The sequence below is a fragment of the Streptomyces sp. APSN-46.1 genome, assembly GCF_022815725.1.
In the GTDB taxonomy this organism is placed as follows: Bacteria; Actinomycetota; Actinomycetes; order Streptomycetales; family Streptomycetaceae; genus Streptomyces.
In genome coordinates this window covers 121,614-138,889 of the sequence record NZ_JALGRF010000002.1, presented here as the reverse complement: position 1 = coordinate 138,889, position 17,276 = coordinate 121,614, and the positions used below count along the sequence as shown (strand labels likewise).

The following is a 17,276-nucleotide window of genomic DNA, read 5'->3' as shown; positions in this document are numbered from 1 at the left end:
TCAACTGACCAGCGGCAGTACGGTGTGAACCATGCGCCCCGACACGCCTGCCGAGCACATCGCCGAAGCCGAGCGCCTCATCCGCACGGCGACCCGCTACCCCGAGGACCAGGAGCCCTTGCTCCTCCAGGCCGCGGCCCATCTCGAACTGGCCGACGCACGCGAACGGGCGAGCGCGCTCTACGATCAACTCCTCTCGGCCTCCCCCGCCAACCCCCACCTGATCAAGGCCCTACAGGCGGCGAACCTCTGGGAGTACGGCCACGAGGCCGAGGCCCGCGCCCTGATCGCCGGCATCCGCGCCGCCTCCCCCAAGGACCCGGCGCCCTGGGAGGTCATCGCGGAAGCCCTTGAGACCCACGACGAGTTGGAAGCCTCGCACGACTGCTTCACCGAAGCGGCGAGCCTCCTCATCACCGAGGAAGAGCCCCTCACCACGGCCACCACAGCCCTCCTGACGGGCCGCCACCGCGTCCGCCGCCTCCTCGGACTCCCGCACGACGACTGGGACATGGTGGCCGACACCCGCCACATCGGCCCGATCCCCCTGGACGAACTCCACGACCCGAAGCGCATCTGGGCCCTGGGCTCCGACGACCCGGCCGAACTCCGGGCCGAGATCGCCCGCCTCCGCGCCGAACTGGGCGACCGCCGCGCCGCCCTCTCCCGCCCGTTCCCGGTGGCGATCCTCCACTGGCCGGTGCGCGAGCTGACGGAACTCCTCACGTCGTACCCCACCCTCGCAGCGGAGTACCCCTCGCACGAGGCCCACCTCCGGGAGGTCGAAACCTCCCTCCGCGCCCTCGCCGCCTCGGGCACCACCAACCTCGGCATCGTCACGGCCAGCGTCCCGTCCTACGAAGCCTTCGCGGCCTCCGAAAAAACCTCCCCGGCCTCCCCCAGCCTCCTGGCCGAATACGCCACAACCCTCGCGGCCCGCGGCAAAGCCACCCCCTGGCCCCCCACCCCCACCTCCCCCTGCTGGTGCACCTCAGGCAAGCCCTACGCGGAATGCCACGGCGCCCGCGCGTGATAGAAGGCTGGGCACTTTCCAGTCGTTAGTCCGTTCCCATTACGAAGGAATCATGACCAGCGCATACGAGTCGGACCCAATCTTTCAGACCAACCCGCTTCAGGTACTGAATCTTGTGACTCGAATTCAAAGTCGAGAGATCGCCCTTCCCGATTTCCAACGCGACTTCGTATGGGATTCCACTCGCACCGCCGAACTCCTCGGCTCCATCATGTCGCGCTACCCCGTAGGAACGCTCCTCTTCTGGGAGCAGGGCGAGGGGCAGGCCTTCGCCAGTCGCAGCTTCGACGGCGCCCCCAGCTCCTCCAATAACCCCCCTTCCATCCTGGTCCTCGATGGACAGCAGCGCCTCACCTCTCTCTACCAGGCACTGACAGGATCGGGCGACGAGCGCTACTTCATCAACGTCGACGAGTTCGTCGATATCCCGTCCAGGCGCGTACGCGAAGTGCCAGATGTGGACTTCGAGAAGGCAATCTTCTCCATGCCGGCCGCAGGGAAGGCGGGTCGCCGCTACCAGGCACCGATGCCATCCCAGCTCCCCATCGCCGAAGTCCACAAGTTTGACGAATGGCTGGACGATTACGCGGATTCTATAGGGAACAACCCTGAGCTGTCGCTCACCGCGAGGGAGGCTAAGAGCCTCTATCGAGAAATGCGCGACAAATACATCAGCCCGCTTAAAACCTATGGCCTCCCCATCCTGACACTGCCCAGTTCAACTTCCATGGACGCCGTCTGCACGATTTTTGAGACGTTGAACCGAACTGGAAAGCCGCTTGGCCCCTTCGAACTCCTCACCGCACGTTTCTTCCCGCAGGGAGTGAACCTTCGGGACCTTTGGGACGAAGCCGAAGCGAATCACAGGACCCTCAAAGAATTTCGAATTGATCCATACAACGTGCTCCAGGCGATTTGCCTGCGGGTCCGAGGAAGTGCCCAGCGCTCCGACGTTCTCAAGAAACTGACCGGGGATGACATCAAGGCGCACTGGGAGAGCGCGACCGCAGGCTTCGCGGGGGTGATCGACATGATTCAGTCGGATTGTGGCGTCATCTCTCAGAAGTGGCTTCCGTACGGGATGATCCTCACTCCCATGGCAGCCGTGTGGGACAAGCAGAAGGAATTGAAGCCGCTGGAGCGGTCCCAGGCACTGCGTCGACTCCAGCAGTTCTTCTGGGCGAGCACCTTCACGACCAATTACGACCAGGGTGCCAACAGCCAAATGGGCGCCGACTACTCACGTCTCACCAAGTGGATCACGACCGGCGAGGGTGAGGCGCCCGAAGTAATCGATGAGTTGCAGATCAACGCGAGCACGCTGCGGACAGCGTCGGTGCGACGCAAGGCCCTCTACTCAGGGCTAATCTGCCTACTCGTCAAGAACAAGGCTGCCGACTTTCACACCGGGCAGAGCATGACGGCCACGCGTGCGCTTGAGGCGGAGTCGCACCACATCTTCCCGAAAGCGTACCTGGCTAAGCAGCAGAGTCCGGAGAGCTCAGAGCTGATGCTCAACCGCTCGCTCATCGACGGGGAGACGAATCGCATCATCGCGAGCCATGCCCCCAGCGTGTACATCGAGAAGATGAAAACGGCGTACGGCGAGCAGAGGCTGGCCGACGTACTGGCGTCCCACGCCATCGCTAATCAGCAGGCCAACGGGCTCCTGAACGATGACTACTCGACGTTCCTGGATGAGCGATTGGAGATCGTCATCCAGCTCATCGAGGAGGCCACGGGGAAGACGATTCAGCGCGATGTGACCCGTTAACCTCTTCGTCTCGCTCGACGTTGACGCCGCTTCATGGACCCGCTCCATTCCCCGGGAAGAGCGGGAGCTGTTGGTGGCCGCGGGCCAGGGCTGTGGGTGGGGTGGGGCGGGTGGATGCGAGGGTGAGGAGGGTGCGGAGGGCTGCGAGGACTTCTGTTGGGGTGTCGCGGATCATCGACGGGGTCGCGCTGACCACCAGGATGCCGTGGGACTCCAGGCGGAGGCGGCGGCGGAGGGTGGCGTGCCAGGCGTCGCGGGTGTAGTGGTACTCCGCCGAGTCGATCTCCAGGGCCACGCCCTCCTCGGGCCAGTAGGCGTCCGGGCTGGCCAGGAAGGTGCCGTCCGGGGTGTGGACGCGGGCGTTCCACAGCGGGGTCGGGAGGTCCGTCGCCGTCAGGGTGTCGCGGGCCTGGGCCTCGGCGACCGAGCGGACACCGGCCAGGAGTTCCGCCGCGGCGGCGCGGATCGCGGGGCGGGTCAGGAGGCGGCAGGCGCGGAGTTCGGCGTGCAGGTCCTGCGGGTGGCACCAGCCGGCCTGGACGACGCCCGCCAGGACCGAGCGGACCAGCTCGGGGGCGTCGGCGCGTGCGGCGAAGTCGGCCGCCGCGCGGACCGGGCGGGCGCTGGGGATACCGGAGACGGTGATGGTGCGCGGCCACCGCGCGGTCGGGAGCGGGCGGAGCTCCGGGGTGCCGGCCAGTCGGCGCGGGGCGCGGATCAGGACGTCCGCCGGGGTGTGCGGGGCGTCGCGGATGCCGAGGAGGGTGAGGGCGGCGCCGCCGGTGAGGGCGGCCGTGTCGCCGGACAGGGGGTCGGCGCCGGGTTCGGCGGCGTACAGGACGGCGGCGAGGGCGCGCTGGCGGTGGTCCGGAGGCCCGGTCTGGAGGAGGTAGACGCGGGGCAGTAAGCGCTGCCAGGGGCCGCCCGGGCGGGTCCGGGAGGTGACGGTGCCGTCGGGGACGCCGGCCGCGGTGAGCTGGTGGCGCGTGGCCAGGTTGAGCTGCCTGCGGGCCACCTTCGCGGCGGCGGCCCCTGCCGAGTTCGTGATCATGCCGCGGGTATGCCCGGCCTGATCGGCGGGACACCCTTCAGCGGTTCGGATGCTCCGGGGACAGGAAGACGATCACACCGGTCTCCGTGCCGGGCAGGGCGGGGACCTCGTGCCAGCCCAGGCGCCGGTACGTGGCCACGGTGTCGGTGGCCAGGCGGGAGGTCAGCAGCCAGGCCCGCCGGTCGGGGGCGTCGGCGGTGATCTCGGTGAGCAGGGCCCGGCCGGTGCCGTGGCCGCGCGCGTACGGGCGTACGGCGAGTTCGTCTATCTCCAGCGCGCCGGACAGGAGTTCCTTCACGCGGCCGGCGCCGAGTTGGGCCGCGACCTGGGCGTACGCGCGGTTCTTGGGGAAGGCGGCCGGGGTGATCCAGCCGGTGGCGAAGCCGTCGATGCCGGCCTCGGACTGGGAGATGGCCGTACGGAATCCACGGCGCCGGACGTCGGCCTGGAGGCGGGACGCGAACTGACGAATGGTTTCTGCGTCCTCGTTCCACGGTGGGGCGGAGAAGACGTCGGCGTAGGCGTCGACCAGTTCGTCCGCGAGGTCGAGGACGGCCTGTCCGTAGCAGATCACGATGTCCCGGCTCCTGATGTGTGCGTGGGGATTTTCCCCTTTGGGTGGGGAGATTGAATTTATGCGCTTCGGGTTCCCGGGGCGGGCATCGCACGGATCCGGCGAGTGTGCGACAAATCCCCTCACCTCCCTCCGTGTCGGGCTGCCCGGCGGCCGCGTTGAGCAGGACGTGGACAGACTGCTTCGGGCAGCCGGCCGGTGCGCCCTCGCCTTCCTGCTCGTGCTCGGGGTCGTGGCCCTGCTGCCGCGCGCCGTACGGGACGCGGTGCCGCGTGACGTGATCGGCGGGGCGGTACTCGTGCTGGGGGCGCTGGGCGCCCGCCGGGTGGTGAAGCGGTCGCGTTAGCCTCGTATGGCAGTGGCAGTGGCAGTGGCAGTGGCAGTGGCAGATCATCGGACAAGACGACGCAGGGAGTTCGGCATGGTGCGAGTACCCAGTTCCGCAGTGGCGGCAGCCGGTCTGGTCGGCGGGTACGCCGTCGCCCGGTGGACCGGGAAACGGCCCCTGGGCGCTGCCGTACTGGGCGCCGCAGGGCTCGTCGCCGGACGGGAATGGCACCGCCGGGGCGGCGTGCCCGCGGCGGCCGGGCTGGGGGCGCTGTACGTCGCCGGGTTCGCGGGATCGCACCCGCTGGCCAAGAAGGTCGGCGCGTGGCCGGCCGTCTTCGGCGTGGCGGGGGTCGTCGCCGCCGCGTCGTGGGCCGTCGCCGACCGCGGCTGAGGGGGGCGCGGGGCCGCGGTCCTGTGTTGCGGAGCCCGCCTGACGGCTGACGGCTGCGGGAGCCCCGGCCGACCCTGACCCGTCCGGCCGGCCCGGCCCGTCCGGCTGACCCCGGCTGGCCCAAGCCCGTCCGGCTGGCCCCGGCCCCCAGCCCTTCCGGCCCGTCGGGTGCCCGACACCCCACGGCCCGAAGGGCCGGCCCAGGCCCGTCCGGCCGTCGGGGCTACGTCACGAACAGCCGGGACACCGTGTAGATCAGCAGGCCCGCCAGGGCGCCGACCACCGTGCCGTTGATACGGATGAACTGCAGGTCACGGCCGATGTGGGCCTCGATCTTCCGCGAGGTGTGCTCGGCGTCCCAGCTCGCCACCGTGTCCGTGATCAGCGAGGTGATCTCGGTCCGGTAGGTGGTGACGACGTAGACGACCGCGCCCTCGATCCAGCCCTCCACCTTGTACTGGAGGCGGCCGTCGGTGGCCAGGCGCGCGCCCAGGGACATCAGTGAGGCGCGGACCCGCAGGCGCAGCTCGCTCTGCTCGTCCTCCGCCGCCGAGATGATCATCGACCGGATCGCGGTCCAGGCGGAGGCGATGACCTCCTGGATCTCGCCCCGCGCCAGCAGCTCGGACTTGAGGCGCTCCACCTTCGCACGCGTCTCCGTGTCCGACTGGAGGTCGGCCGCGAAGTCCGTCAGGAACCGGTCCAGCGCCCCGCGCGCCGGATGCTCCGGCATGTCCCGCATCTCGGTGACGAAGCGGAGCAGCTCCTTGTAGACGCGGTCGCCCACCTTGCGGTCCACGAACCGCGGGGTCCAGCCGGGGGCGCCGCCCTGGACCGCGTCCGTGATCGAGTCCTCGTGCGTGACGAGCCAGTCGTGAGCCTTGGCGCACACGAGGTCGACGGCCCGGTGGTGCCCGCCGTCCGCGACGACCCGCTGCAGTGTCTTACCGATGCCCGGCGCGATCTCGGCGGTCTCGGCACGCCGCGTGATGGCCTCTCCTACGACGGCCTGCACATCGGAATCGCGCAGAACGGTCAGGGCTCCGCGCAGCGCGGCGGCCAGCTCCGCGGTGACCCGGTCGGCGTGCGCGGGCTCCGCCAGCCAGGCGCCGAGTCGGCCGCCGATGCCGAGGGCGTGGAGGCGGGCCTTGACCACCTCGGAGGAGAGGAAGTTCTCGCCGACGAACTCTCCGAGGGTGACGCCGAGCTGGTCCTTCTTGGTCGGGATGATCGCGGTGTGCGGGATGGGCAGGCCGAGCGGCCGCCGGAAGAGGGCGGTGACGGCGAACCAGTCCGCGAGCGCGCCGACCATGCCGGCCTCGGCGGCGGCGGCGACGTAGCCGGCCCATGCGCCGGCGCCGGTGTGCTGGGCCCACTTGGCGAGTACGTAGACCAGCGCGACCAGGATCAGCAGCCCGGTCGCGGTGGTTTTCATCCGGCGGACACCGCGGCGGCGCTCCTCATCGGCGGTGCTGAACACGAACACTCCGCGGGTGGGGCTTGCGTCGCCGCGGTCGGGCGGTGGGGCGGCCGGAGGGGCGATGCCGCCTCCGGCTGCGCTGCGGTGGTCCACGTGCTCCTGCTTCCCCCGGGGGGCCGGTTTTATCTGCATAGCATCCGACTCCTGGGAGGCCCGAAGAGTTCCCGGCACGCCGATCCCCTGGCCGGGGGTCAACGGGCCCACCCCGCCCCGGCCCGGACGGCCCGCCCGGACGGCCGCCGGCCCCGGCGGGCCCGAGGCCCGGCGAACATCGTCCGGACCCACGGGCGGCGAGCCCGAAACCCGGCGAGCATCGTCCCTGCCTACGGGCGGCGGGCCCGAAGCCCGGCAAGCATCGTCCGGACCTACGGACGGCAGGCCCGAAGCCCGGCAAGCATCGTCCCTGCCTACGGGCGGCGGGCCCGAGGCCCGGCGAGCATCGTCCGGGCCTACGGGCAGCGGGCCCGGGGGCCGGGGGCCGGGGGCCGGGGGCCGGGGGCCGGGGGCCGGGGGCCGGGGGCCGGGGGCCGGGGGCCGGGGGCCGGCGAGCATCGTCCGGACCTACGGACGGCGGGCCCGAAGCCAGGCGAGCACCGTCCGGGCCTACGGGCGGCGGGCCCGGAGCCCGGCGGCGGACCGGGAGTCAGCGGACGTACTCGTCTCAGAGCTCCTTGCGAAGGTTGCGGCCGTCGCCCGGGAGGGGCTTGGGGGGCTTGATCCGGATCTCCACTCCGCCCCACATCGCGAAGCCCGTCACCACCACCCGCGGCGCGCCCGGGCGGCGGGGGCCCGAGGTTCCGCGTTGGTCGAAGGCGCCCATGAAGCCGATGCCGCGCACGTCCACCTCCACGCCCGGCGGCACCGTGATCTGGATGCCGCCCATGATGGCGACGCAGTTGATCACCACCTCGCGCTGCGCGAAGTCGGCCTCGCGCAGGTCGAGCTCCCCGCCGCCCCAGAAGGCCACCGCGTTGAAGCGGCCGGGCACCGTCCAATGGCCCTTGCGCTGGAACCCCGACATGACGGCGACGGCCGTGCTCGACGTACCCGCGCCGCCGATCCGGCCGGCCGGCCAGGCGTCGCCCGGGGCCGGGGCGGCGAAGGGGGCCGGGGGCGCGGCCGAAGACGGGCCCGTCGCCGCCGGCAGGTCCCGTGTCAGGGGCTCCAGCTCCGCGTACGTCCGCGACGCGTACGCCGCCTCCAGCCGCTCCTCGAACTCCTCCATGTCGAGCCGGCCCTCGGCGACCGCGTCCCGCAGGCGCTCCGCCACCCGGTCCCGGTCGGCGTCCGACGCCCTCAGCTCCGGCAACGGCTTCTCCGGCCGCTCGTCACTCATGCCGCCCAGCCTATGACTTGGCCCTGCCAAAACCAGCCCCTCACCCCGGCTCACCCCTGCCAGGGCCACCCCGGCTCAGCAACCCCGAAGCGCGCACCCCCCTCACCCCCGCCCCGCGTACATCCGCGCGATCACGTCCTCGATGTCCGGCTCCCGCACCGACAGGTCCAACAACGGGTAGTCCGCCGCCACCGCCGCCACCAGCGGCGCCGCCGACGCCTGCGCCGGGAACGCCAGCCACTGCCGCGGCCCCTCCACCTTCACCACCCGCGCCCCCGCCACCTCGATCGGCGCGAACTCCCGCGCCAGGTCCAGTACGAGCATCCGCTCGCTCTCCCCCGCCGTATGCAGCCCGCCCAGCGGGCCGTCGTACATGAGCCGCCCGTGGTCGATCACCATCACCCGCTCGCACAACTGCTCGATGTCCTGGAGGTCGTGGGTGGTCAGCAGCACCGTCGTCCCGAGCTCCTCGTTCAACTGCCGCAGGAACCCCCGTACCTTCGCCTTGCTCACCACATCGAGCCCGATCGTCGGCTCGTCCAGGTACAGCACGTCCGGATCGTGCAGCAGCGCCGCCGCGATGTCCCCGCGCATCCGCTGCCCGAGCGACAGCTGCCGCACCGGTACGTCGAGCAGCTCGGCCAGGTCCAGCCGGTCCACGCAGCGCTCCAGGTTCTCCCGGAACCGTGCCCTCGGAACCCGGTACATCCGCCGCATCAGCCCGTACGAGTCCTTCAGCGGCAGGTCCCACCACAGCGTCGTGCGCTGCCCGAACACCACCCCGATCCGGTGCGCCAGCCGCATCCGCTCCCGCGCCGGGTCGATGCCCGCGACGCGCAGCCGGCCGCCGCTGGGGGTCAGGATCCCGGTCAGCATCTTGATCGTGGTCGACTTCCCGGCCCCGTTGGGCCCGATGTAACCGACCATCTCGCCCCGCGCGACCTCGAAACTGATCCCGTCCACCGCCCTGACCTGGCGTTTCTCCCGCCGCATCAGGCTCACCCGGCGCCGTACGTCGAAGACCTTCTCGACCTCGTCCAGCGTGATCAACACATCGGCCATGCCCACTCAGCTCCCCGTGCTCCGGTACGAACGAACTCCCGCGCGCCACGCCAGCGACGCGGGCAGGAACGCCACGAACGCCACGAGCGGACTCAGGTACCCCACCCACCCCGGCAGCCCCAGCGGATCGGGCCGCCCCAGCACGTGCAGCGCGGGCAGCCAGTTGACGAATGCCAGTGGCACGATGAAGGTCACCCCGCGCAGCAGCTCCTTCGCGAACACCGTCGGCGGGTACTGGAGCATCTGATTCCCGCCGTACGTGAAGGAGTTCTGCACCTCCGCCGCGTCGCCGGCGAAGAACTGGAACGCCGCCCCGGCCACCATCACCGCCGCGAAGATCGCCGCCCCGGCCACGACCATCACGGGCACCAGCAGCACCTTCCCGACCGTCCAGTCCACGTCCAGCACCGACAGCGCCCAGCCCAGCACCACCAGCCCCTGCCCGACGCGCCCCAGCCGGCGCAGCGCGAACCGGTCCGCCGCGACCTGCGCGAGCAGCGGGACCGGGCGCACGAGCATGGTGTCGAGCGAGCCGTCGCGGACGCGGGCGCCGACCCGGTCGGTGTTGCCGAGCAGCAGGTCGGCCAGGCCCAGCGAGGTCGAGGAGGCCCCGTACAGCAGGGCGATCTCGGGCAGCGAGAAGCCGCCCAGCGTGTCCACGTGCCGGAACATGATCCAGATCGCGACGAAGTCGAGCAGCTGGATCGTCGCGTTCCCGAACACCGAGAGGAAGAAGGACGTCCGGTACGTCATCGTCGACCGGATCCACATCGCCACGATCAGCCCGTAGCCGCGCACCCCCTCCACGGCGCGATGGCGCCGCGGCACCTCCAGCGTGGCCTCGACCACCCGCGGCACCTCCAGCGCCGCCGCCTCAGCCACCCTGGACCACCACCTTCCGCGTCGCCGCCGACTGCGTCAGCCGCCCCAGCCCCAGCAGTACGAGCGCCCAGCCGGCCTGAAACCCCAGCGCCCGCACCGCTCCCCCGGCCCCCGCGTTCTCGCCCAGCAGCACGTCCAACGGGACCTGGAGCATCGCCGCCCACGGCAGCACCCGCACGAACTCCCCGAAACCGCCGGGGAACACGGTGAGCGGCAGCAGCGTCCCGGAGAAGAAGACCGTGACGACGGTGCTCATCATGTTGATCCCGGTCCCGTCCAACAGCCAGAACGCCGCCAGCCCCACCAGGTACCGCACCGCGAAGCCCACCACCAGCGCGAGCAGCACGGACACCAGGAACAGCAGCCACCGCACCGGATCGACGGGCAGCGCCAGCGGAAACACCAGCGCGCCCGCCAGCAACGGCGCCACCCCGCGGCCCACCAACTGGAATCCCGCCCGGCCCAGATCGGCGGCGAGCCACCACATCTGAAGGTCCGCCGGCCGGTAGAGATCGACGGCGATGTCGCCCGTCCGAATGCGCTGCTGCATCTCCTCCTGGAACCCACCCCCGATCAGCGACGCCGCGGCCAGCAGCGACTGGCTCACCCACACGAACGTGAGGGCCTGCGCCTGGTCGTAGCCGCCGAGCCCGGGCCGCTCGTCCCACAACGCGAGGTACGTGTACGCGACGATGAAGCCGAACACGGTGTTGGTGACCACACCGGCCGCGGTCGCCGTCCCGTACGCGGCGTACCGGCGGAATCCGCCGGCCGCCACCGCCGCGTACAGGGCCGCTCTCTGACGCACCGTATCCCTCCGTTTTCCCAGGTCGTTCCCACGTCGGATTCCCAGGTCGTTGCCAGGTCGTTCCTACGTCGTTGCCACGTCGTTCCTACGTCGGCCAAAGCGCGCGAGCTTAGTGCGGAGGGGCGAGCCACGCGAACGATTTACGCCCGTCCGGCGCGGAATCACCCGGCATCGGGTAGACACCATGAGGTACAGAAGTGGATATTTCGCACGGCGCCGAGGAGTTCTGGAGATGAGCGACCAGTCACCACCACCGGGCTGGACCCCTCGCGACCCGGACACCCCCGACGAACAGCCGAACCGCCGCCCGGCAGGCTCCCCGTCAGGACGCCCCGAGAACCCCAACCCGCCCGACCCGCACGGGAGGACGCCCGTACCCCGGCGCACCGGCTGGCGCCGCTTCCTCCCCACCTGGCGCCTCGTCCTCGGCTGCGTCCTGCTCTTCGCCCTGCTGCTCGGCGGCGCCCTGATCGCCGGCTACCTGCTGGTCGACATCCCCCCTGCCAATGCCGCCGCGACCGCGCAGTCCAACGTCTACCTCTACTCCGACGGCTCCCAGCTCGCCCGCGACGGCGAGGTGAACCGCGTCAACGTCCCGCTCTCCCAGGTCCCCCGGACCGTGCAGGAGGCCGTACTGGCCGCAGAGGACCGGGACTTCCACTCCGAACGGGCCGTGGACCCCAAGGCGATGGTCCGCGCCGCCTGGAACACCCTCATGGGCAAGGGCAAACAGTCCGGCTCGACCATCACCCAGCAGTACGTCAAGAACTACTACTTGGGGCAGGAACAGACGGTCAATCGCAAGGTCAAGGAGTTCTTCATCGCGATCAAACTCGGCCGCGAGAAGTCCAAGAACTACATCCTTGAGGGCTACCTGAACACCAGCTACTTCGGCCGGAACGCCTACGGGATCCAGGCCGCCGCCCAGGCCTACTACGGCAAGGACGTCGGCAAACTCAGCACCGCAGAAGGCGCGTACCTCGCCACCCTCCTCAACTCCCCCAGCGCCTTCGACGTCGTGGCCCACCCCCAGAACCGCGGCCGCGCGGTGGCCCGCTGGAACTACGTACTCGACGGCATGGTCAAGAAGGGCTGGATGACCGAGGCCGAGCGGGCGGCCACCCGGTTCCCCGAACCCGGGAAGATCCGCCCCGCCGCCGGCCTGTCGGGGCAGCGCGGCTACCTCGTCGAGGCCATCAAGGACTACATCGCCGAACGGAAGATCCTCGACGACACCACCCTCGCCGAGGGCGGCTACCGCATCACCACCACCATCGACAGACGCCGCCAGAACGCCTTCGTGGACGCCGTCAACGACGAGATGGTCAGCAAACTCGACCCGGAGGCACACAAGGCGGACCGCCTGGTGCGCGCCGGCGGGGTCTCCATCGACCCGGCCACCGGCAAGGTCGTCGCCATGTACGGCGGCATCGACTACACCAAGCAGTACGTCAACAACGCCACCCGGCACGACTACCAGGTGGCCTCCACCTTCAAACCGTTCGTCTTCACCTCCGCCGTCGAGAACGCCTCCCGCACCCAGGACGGCCGCCGGATCACCCCGAACACCCTCTACAACGGCGACAACAAACGCCCGGTGGTGGGCAGTCCGATCCCCTTCAACCCCGAGAACGAGGGCCGGCTGTCGTACGGCAACATCACCGTCAACACCGCCACGGACCTCTCCGTCAACGCGGTCTACGCGCAGATGGTCGTCGACGTCGGCACCGGGAAGGTCAAGAAGACCGCCATCGCCCTCGGCATCCCCGAGAACACCCCGAACTTCGTACCGGGCCCGGCCATGGCGCTCGGCACCATGCAGGCCAGCGTCCTGGACATGACCCAGGCCTACGCGACCCTCGCCGACCACGGCCGCTACACCCCGTACACCTTCCTGGAAAAGATCACCAAGGAGGGGGACACCGTCAAGCTGCCCGACCGCACCCCGCGCCAGGCCGTCTCCCGCGAGGCCGCCGACACCACCACCTCCATGCTGGTCAGCGTCGTCGACAACGGCACCGGTACGGCCGCGCTCGCCGCCGGACACCCGGCCGCCGGCAAGACCGGCACCGCCGAGCTGGACCGCTCGGCCTGGTTCGCGGCGTACACCCCGGACCTCGTCACGGTGGTGTCGATGATGGGCCAGGACCCGGACACGGGCACGCTGGAGTCCCTGTACGGGGCCCTGGGCGAGACCCGGATCGGCGGAGGCGGCTACCCGGCGCGGATCTGGGCGGCGTACACGAAGAGGGCCCTGGAGGCCTCCGACCCCCTCGACTTCGACCTGGTACTCCAGCCGGGCGGGGCCGCGTCACCCCCGCCACCACCGAGCACCCCGGAACAGACCCCCGGCGAGCGCCCCCCGTGGCGGCCGGGGCGGCCGACGCCGCCGACGGGCGGGCAGAACCAGGGAGGCCAGGACAACGGCGGGCAGGGCAACGGAGGGCAGGGCAACGGAGGTCAGAACAACGGGGGCCAGACCCAGGGCGGGCAGACGCAGGGCGGCCAGAACAGCGGGGGGCAGAACAACGGAGGCCAGACCCAAGGCGGCCAGAACGACGGAGGCACCACCCAAGGCACCGGGGGAACCGACGGCGGAACCACCGGGGGCGCCGACCAGGGCACCACCCGGGGAACCAACGCCGGCTCAACCACCACCGGCGGCGCCCAGGGCGGTACCCAAGGCGGCGCGACGGCGGGCCGGCGCCCGCTCCCCGAGTTCCTGGAGTGACGACCGACGGGACGGCCAGTGCCCAGCGGTCCCAGCGGTCAGTGACCGGAGGTCGCCTTCAGCCCCACCACGGCGACCAGCAGAAGGCAGATGAAGAAGATCCGGGCGGCGGTGACGGGCTCACCCAGCACCGCCATACCGAGCACCGCCGCCCCGGCCGCACCGATGCCCACCCACACCCCGTACGCCGTACCGATCGGCAGCGTCTTGGCGGCGTAGGACAGCAGCACCATGCTCGCGACGATGCCGGCGCCGGTGAACACGCTGGGCCAGAGCCTGGTGAATCCGTCGGTGAACTTCATTCCGATCGACCAACCGACTTCGACCAGACCGGCGACGATGAGCAGAACCCAGGCCATGACAGGCACCTCCGTGACGAGAGCGAACGGGGTGCGTCGTCTTTGCGGCCAGCTACCCGGTACGGCGCGTCTCGTCGGGGGTTCTCCTCCACCGTAGCAAAGGGCCACGAAAAGGGCCGGTGACCTCAGTCACCGGCCCTCGGCCAACTCAATCAATCAATATCAATCTCAATCGATCACAGGTAGAGCCCGGTGGAGTCCGTGGACCCCTCCAGCCGCTCCGCGGCCACGGCGTGCAGGTCCCGCTCGCGCATCAGCAGGTACGTCGCCCCCCGCACCTCGACCTCGGCGCGCTCCTCCGGGTCGTACAGCACCCGGTCGCCCGGCTCCACACTCCGTACGTTCTGCCCGACCGCGACCACCTCGGCCCAGGCCAGCCGCTTGCCCACCGCGGCCGTCGCCGGGATCAGGATCCCGCCGCCCGAGCGGCGCTCGCCCTCGGGCGTGTCCGACTTCACGAGCACGCGGTCGTGGAGCATGCGGATGGGCAGCTTGTCGTGGGTGGTGGTGTTCTCGCTCACCCCTCGAACCTACCCGCCCGGGCCCTCCCCGCACGCCGCAGGGTCATCAGTGCTTGCGTCGCGCCGACACGACGATCAGACCGACCACGCCGACCGCGAGCAGCGCCACCGGCACGATCCGCTCGGGGCGCGGGGTCCCGTCCTCGTTGCACAGGCCGGCCTTCACATCGGTCACGAGGCGGTTCACCGCGACGACCGCCCGCCCGGCGGTGTGATCCACCGTCGAGGCGACCCTGGCCTTGGCGTCCCCGATGATCGTCTTCGGATGCATGCGCACGCCGATCTCGTCGAGCGTCTCGGCGAGCTGCTCGCGCCTGCGGACGATGTCCGCCTCGATCTGTGCGGGGGTCCTGGCTTCCGGCACCGCGCTGCCTCCGTCGTCGTGTCGTGCGAGTGGTCGCATGGGGGACGTGATCCGCCCGTGGACAGTCTGTCAGCTTAGTCTCGTGGCGTACTGATCCCCTCCCGAGGAGCTGTTGAGATGAGCGAGCGACTTCAGCAGGGCGACACCGCCCCCGCCTTCACCCTGCCCGACGCGGACGGCAACGAGGTCTCGCTTGCCGACCACAAGGGCCGCAAGGTGATCGTGTACTTCTACCCGGCCGCCCTGACCCCGGGCTGCACGAAGCAGGCCTGCGACTTCACGGACAACCTGGCCGTCCTGGCCCAAGCGGGTTACGACGTCATCGGCGTCTCCCCGGACAAGCCGGAGAAGCTCGCGAAGTTCCGGGAGCAGGAACACCTGAAGGTGACCCTGGTCGGCGACCCGTCCAAGGAGGTCCTCGCGGCGTACGGGGCCTTCGGCGAGAAGAAGCTCTACGGCAAGACCGTCACCGGGGTCATCCGCTCCACGGTGATCGTCGACGAGGAGGGCAAGGTCGAGCGCGCCCTCTACAACGTCAAGGCCACGGGCCACGTAGCGAAGATCATCAAGGACCTGGGCATCTGACCCGCCCTCTTCCCAACGGAGCGGCCCGCACCCTGAACCGGTGCGGGCCGTTCCGTTTACCAGACGAAATCAGCCGTAACTGTCCGACTATCGGTCCGTTACTCCGTACGAGGGCCGCACGTGTGGCCGACGATCAAGGAGGGAGCAGGCCGTGGCCGATCCGTACGACCGGGACACCCTGTCCGCAGCGGTTGCCGAATCACGAGGTTGGGCCGATCTGATGCGGCGACTGGGACTCAAGGAGAGCGGTGGTCAGCGCCGCACACTCCAGAAACAGGTCTCCTCCCACGGAATCGACAGCAGCCACTTCGCGAAGCGCAGTCCGTGGCGCAAGTACTCCGACGAGGCCATAGCTGCCGCAGTGGCTTCATCGACCACACTGCGCGAGGTAGCCGTCAAGCTCGGCGCCCCTCCGGCCACCGGCACCCTGTCGCACATCGTCCGCCGAATCGCCGCAGCGGGTATCGACATCAGCCACTTCCCCGGCATGCAGCGCGGCGGCGTCGAACTACCGTTCACCGCGGACGAACTCGTCCTTGCGGCGGCCTCCGCCGACAGCATCCGCGGCACGGCGCGCACCCTGGGCATCCCGGATGACAGCCGGTCCCGCGCCGCCCTCGGGAGGATGCTGAAGGAGCACGGCATCGACACGACCCACTTCCGGAACTCCCGGCTGGCCATTCCTGAGGAGGCCCTGCGCGCGGCCATCCCGGAGGCCGCCAGTTATGCGGATCTCATGCGCGCTCTCGATCTGACCGTCAACGACGTGAACCATCGCCGCCTCCGGCGCCGCGTCACTCAACTCGGACTCGATGTCAGCCATTTCAAGCGACGCACATGGGCGAGCACCCGCGCGGTGCCACCCAGGGCCGTCGCGGCCGACACGCTCATCCTGCTTCCCGAGGGCGCCCCCCGAACCAACCGCACCCGCCTACACCGCGCACTGCAGGAGATCGGCGTTCCCTACCTCTGTACAACATGCGGAAACCCCGGAGAATGGCTGGGCCTGCCGATCACGCTCCAGATCGACCACATCAGTGGGAACTGGCTCGACAACCGCCACGAGAACCTGCGCTACCTGTGCCCCAACTGCCACACCCTGACGGACACGTGGTGCCGCAACCGTCGCCCGAAACCCGCCGCCGCTCCCGGCCGACCCGTACACTGATCCCTAGCCCAGACAGGGAGATGTCCGATTTGGGTTAAATGTCGCGGTTGTGGTGGAATTTGGTAGTCACGCTGGGTTTAGGTCCCAGTGGGGTAAAACCCGTGGGGGTTCGAGTCCCCCCAACCGCACGTGCACGAGGGCCCCGTACGCAGCTTGCGTACGGGGCCCTCGGCGTCTGCGCGGTCAGCCCAGCAGGGCGCGGATGAACGGGACCAGGGCGCGGAAGGCCTGGCCTCGGTGGGAGATGGCGTTCTTCTCGGCCGCGGTGAGTTCCGCGCAGGTGCGGGTGTCGCCCACGGGCTGGAGGATCGGGTCGTAGCCGAAGCCGCCGGTGCCGGACGGGGTGTGGCGGAGGGTGCCCAGGAGGCGTCCCTCGACGACGCGTTCGGTGCCGTCCGGGAGGGCGAGGGCCGCCGCGCAGGCGAAGTGGGCCCCGCGGTGTTCGGCGGGGATGTCCGACAGCTGGGCCAGGAGGAGCTCCAGGTTCGCCTTGTCGTCGCCGTGGCTGCCGGCCCAGCGGGCCGAGAAGACGCCGGGGACGCCGTTCAGGACGTCCACGCAGAGGCCGGAGTCGTCCGCGACGGCCGGCAGGCCCGTGGCCCGGGCGAGGGCGTGGGCCTTGAGGAGGGCGTTCTCGGCGAAGGTGATGCCGGTTTCCTTGACGTCCGGGATCTCCGGGTAGGCGTCCGCGCCGACCAGCTCGTGCGGCAGGCCGGCGTCGGACAGGATGGCGCGGAGTTCGGAGACTTTGCCCGCGTTGCGGGTCGCGAGGATCAGGCGGCTGGTCGTCGTCATGCGTCCATTATTCCGGCCGCCCCCCGCGGCCC

The 17,276-nt window shown here is 70.3% G+C and carries 18 protein-coding genes, 1 tRNA gene and 1 riboswitch; of the genes, 8 read left to right on the top strand and 11 right to left on the bottom strand.

Features of this window, described 5'->3' with window-relative positions:
- The first annotated feature begins 31 nt into the window (after nucleotides 1-31).
- Together MTF65_RS07220 and MTF65_RS07215 are read left to right on the top strand one after the other, a co-directional pair.
- On the top strand, nucleotides 32-1,033 hold the full coding sequence (locus tag MTF65_RS07220) for an SEC-C metal-binding domain-containing protein (RefSeq protein WP_243627469.1): 1,002 nt from the start codon (nucleotides 32-34) through the stop codon (nucleotides 1,031-1,033).
- A gap of 52 nt (nucleotides 1,034-1,085) precedes the next feature.
- A complete protein-coding gene (locus MTF65_RS07215) occupies nucleotides 1,086-2,807 on the top strand; it encodes a DUF262 domain-containing protein (protein ID WP_243627468.1) in 1,722 nt (573 codons plus the stop codon).
- Between the two features lie 31 nt (nucleotides 2,808-2,838).
- Here the strand turns inward: MTF65_RS07215 and MTF65_RS07210 are convergent, their stop codons facing one another.
- Complete coding sequence (locus MTF65_RS07210; RefSeq protein ID WP_243627467.1) at nucleotides 2,839-3,858, bottom strand: hypothetical protein; 1,020 nt, start codon at nucleotides 3,856-3,858, stop codon at nucleotides 2,839-2,841.
- 37 nt (nucleotides 3,859-3,895) lie between these two features.
- A complete protein-coding gene (locus MTF65_RS07205; protein ID WP_243627466.1) occupies nucleotides 3,896-4,432 on the bottom strand; it encodes a GNAT family N-acetyltransferase in 537 nt (178 codons plus the stop codon).
- A 169-nt stretch (nucleotides 4,433-4,601) separates the two neighbouring features.
- On the opposite strand from MTF65_RS07205, the gene MTF65_RS07200 reads away from it, so the two are divergent.
- Nucleotides 4,602-4,778: a hypothetical protein gene (locus MTF65_RS07200; protein ID WP_243627465.1), complete on the top strand. Its 177-nt coding sequence runs from the start codon at nucleotides 4,602-4,604 to the stop codon at nucleotides 4,776-4,778.
- Between the two features lie 75 nt (nucleotides 4,779-4,853).
- Nucleotides 4,854-5,153: a hypothetical protein gene (locus MTF65_RS07195; protein WP_243627464.1), complete on the top strand. Its 300-nt coding sequence runs from the start codon at nucleotides 4,854-4,856 to the stop codon at nucleotides 5,151-5,153.
- Between the two features lie 223 nt (nucleotides 5,154-5,376).
- Here the strand turns inward: MTF65_RS07195 and MTF65_RS07190 are convergent, their stop codons facing one another.
- The 5 genes from MTF65_RS07190 to MTF65_RS07170 all read right to left on the bottom strand — a co-directional run bounded on the left by MTF65_RS07190 (nucleotide 5,377) and on the right by MTF65_RS07170 (nucleotide 10,721).
- A complete protein-coding gene (locus MTF65_RS07190) occupies nucleotides 5,377-6,765 on the bottom strand; it encodes a DUF445 domain-containing protein (RefSeq protein WP_243627463.1) in 1,389 nt (462 codons plus the stop codon).
- A gap of 529 nt (nucleotides 6,766-7,294) precedes the next feature.
- Nucleotides 7,295-7,969, bottom strand: a complete 675-nt coding sequence (locus MTF65_RS07185) for a DUF1707 domain-containing protein (RefSeq protein WP_243627462.1) — start codon at nucleotides 7,967-7,969, stop codon at nucleotides 7,295-7,297.
- Nucleotides 7,970-8,071: 102 nt separating this feature from the next.
- Entirely contained in the window at nucleotides 8,072-9,031 is a 960-nt protein-coding gene (locus MTF65_RS07180) for an ATP-binding cassette domain-containing protein (RefSeq protein ID WP_243627461.1), read from the bottom strand.
- 6 nt (nucleotides 9,032-9,037) lie between these two features.
- On the bottom strand, nucleotides 9,038-9,802 hold the full coding sequence (locus MTF65_RS07175) for an ABC transporter permease (protein ID WP_243628601.1): 765 nt from the start codon (nucleotides 9,800-9,802) through the stop codon (nucleotides 9,038-9,040).
- Nucleotides 9,803-9,905: 103 nt separating this feature from the next.
- Nucleotides 9,906-10,721 carry an ABC-2 family transporter protein gene (locus tag MTF65_RS07170; RefSeq protein ID WP_243627460.1) on the bottom strand — a complete coding sequence of 272 codons (816 nt, stop codon included), beginning with the start codon at nucleotides 10,719-10,721 and terminating at the stop codon, nucleotides 9,906-9,908.
- Nucleotides 10,722-10,953: 232 nt separating this feature from the next.
- On the opposite strand from MTF65_RS07170, the gene MTF65_RS07165 reads away from it, so the two are divergent.
- A complete protein-coding gene (locus MTF65_RS07165; protein WP_243627459.1) occupies nucleotides 10,954-13,452 on the top strand; it encodes a transglycosylase domain-containing protein in 2,499 nt (832 codons plus the stop codon).
- A gap of 38 nt (nucleotides 13,453-13,490) precedes the next feature.
- Here the strand turns inward: MTF65_RS07165 and MTF65_RS07160 are convergent, their stop codons facing one another.
- The 3 genes from MTF65_RS07160 to MTF65_RS07150 form a co-directional block, all read right to left on the bottom strand.
- A complete protein-coding gene (locus tag MTF65_RS07160) occupies nucleotides 13,491-13,811 on the bottom strand; it encodes a multidrug efflux SMR transporter (protein WP_243627458.1) in 321 nt (106 codons plus the stop codon).
- Nucleotides 13,812-13,841: 30 nt separating this feature from the next.
- Nucleotides 13,842-13,919, bottom strand: a riboswitch (guanidine-III (ykkC-III) riboswitch).
- A 68-nt stretch (nucleotides 13,920-13,987) separates the two neighbouring features.
- On the bottom strand, nucleotides 13,988-14,332 hold the full coding sequence (locus MTF65_RS07155) for a co-chaperone GroES (RefSeq protein ID WP_243627457.1): 345 nt from the start codon (nucleotides 14,330-14,332) through the stop codon (nucleotides 13,988-13,990).
- Nucleotides 14,333-14,378: 46 nt separating this feature from the next.
- On the bottom strand, nucleotides 14,379-14,696 hold the full coding sequence (locus MTF65_RS07150) for a DUF3618 domain-containing protein (RefSeq protein ID WP_243627456.1): 318 nt from the start codon (nucleotides 14,694-14,696) through the stop codon (nucleotides 14,379-14,381).
- Between the two features lie 117 nt (nucleotides 14,697-14,813).
- On the opposite strand from MTF65_RS07150, the gene bcp reads away from it, so the two are divergent.
- The 3 genes from bcp to MTF65_RS07135 all read left to right on the top strand — a co-directional run bounded on the left by bcp (nucleotide 14,814) and on the right by MTF65_RS07135 (nucleotide 16,577).
- Nucleotides 14,814-15,281, top strand: a complete 468-nt coding sequence (gene bcp / locus MTF65_RS07145; protein WP_243627455.1) for a thioredoxin-dependent thiol peroxidase — start codon at nucleotides 14,814-14,816, stop codon at nucleotides 15,279-15,281.
- A gap of 151 nt (nucleotides 15,282-15,432) precedes the next feature.
- The gene (locus tag MTF65_RS07140) at nucleotides 15,433-16,449 is read left to right on the top strand and encodes an HNH endonuclease (protein ID WP_243627454.1); all 1,017 of its coding nucleotides are present in this window, start codon (nucleotides 15,433-15,435) and stop codon (nucleotides 16,447-16,449) included.
- Between the two features lie 43 nt (nucleotides 16,450-16,492).
- Nucleotides 16,493-16,577, top strand: a tRNA-Leu gene (locus MTF65_RS07135).
- A 55-nt stretch (nucleotides 16,578-16,632) separates the two neighbouring features.
- Here MTF65_RS07135 and rdgB read toward each other — a convergent pair.
- Nucleotides 16,633-17,244: an RdgB/HAM1 family non-canonical purine NTP pyrophosphatase gene (rdgB, locus tag MTF65_RS07130; protein ID WP_243627453.1), complete on the bottom strand. Its 612-nt coding sequence runs from the start codon at nucleotides 17,242-17,244 to the stop codon at nucleotides 16,633-16,635.
- Nucleotides 17,245-17,276: the final 32 nt, after the last annotated feature.

Coding starts and splice junctions, on each gene's coding strand:
- MTF65_RS07220 (WP_243627469.1), top strand. CDS start 32: ATGCGCCCCGACACGCCTGCCGAGCACATCGCCGAAGCCGAGCGCCTC.
- MTF65_RS07215 (WP_243627468.1), top strand. CDS start 1,086: ATGACCAGCGCATACGAGTCGGACCCAATCTTTCAGACCAACCCGCTT.
- MTF65_RS07210 (WP_243627467.1), bottom strand. CDS start 3,858: ATGATCACGAACTCGGCAGGGGCCGCCGCCGCGAAGGTGGCCCGCAGG.
- MTF65_RS07195 (WP_243627464.1), top strand. CDS start 4,854: ATGGTGCGAGTACCCAGTTCCGCAGTGGCGGCAGCCGGTCTGGTCGGC.
- MTF65_RS07190 (WP_243627463.1), bottom strand. CDS start 6,765: ATGCAGATAAAACCGGCCCCCCGGGGGAAGCAGGAGCACGTGGACCAC.
- MTF65_RS07185 (WP_243627462.1), bottom strand. CDS start 7,969: ATGAGTGACGAGCGGCCGGAGAAGCCGTTGCCGGAGCTGAGGGCGTCG.
- MTF65_RS07180 (WP_243627461.1), bottom strand. CDS start 9,031: ATGGCCGATGTGTTGATCACGCTGGACGAGGTCGAGAAGGTCTTCGAC.
- MTF65_RS07175 (WP_243628601.1), bottom strand. CDS start 9,802: ATGTGGATCCGGTCGACGATGACGTACCGGACGTCCTTCTTCCTCTCG.
- MTF65_RS07165 (WP_243627459.1), top strand. CDS start 10,954: ATGAGCGACCAGTCACCACCACCGGGCTGGACCCCTCGCGACCCGGAC.
- MTF65_RS07160 (WP_243627458.1), bottom strand. CDS start 13,811: ATGGCCTGGGTTCTGCTCATCGTCGCCGGTCTGGTCGAAGTCGGTTGG.
- bcp (WP_243627455.1), top strand. CDS start 14,814: ATGAGCGAGCGACTTCAGCAGGGCGACACCGCCCCCGCCTTCACCCTG.
- rdgB (WP_243627453.1), bottom strand. CDS start 17,244: ATGACGACGACCAGCCGCCTGATCCTCGCGACCCGCAACGCGGGCAAA.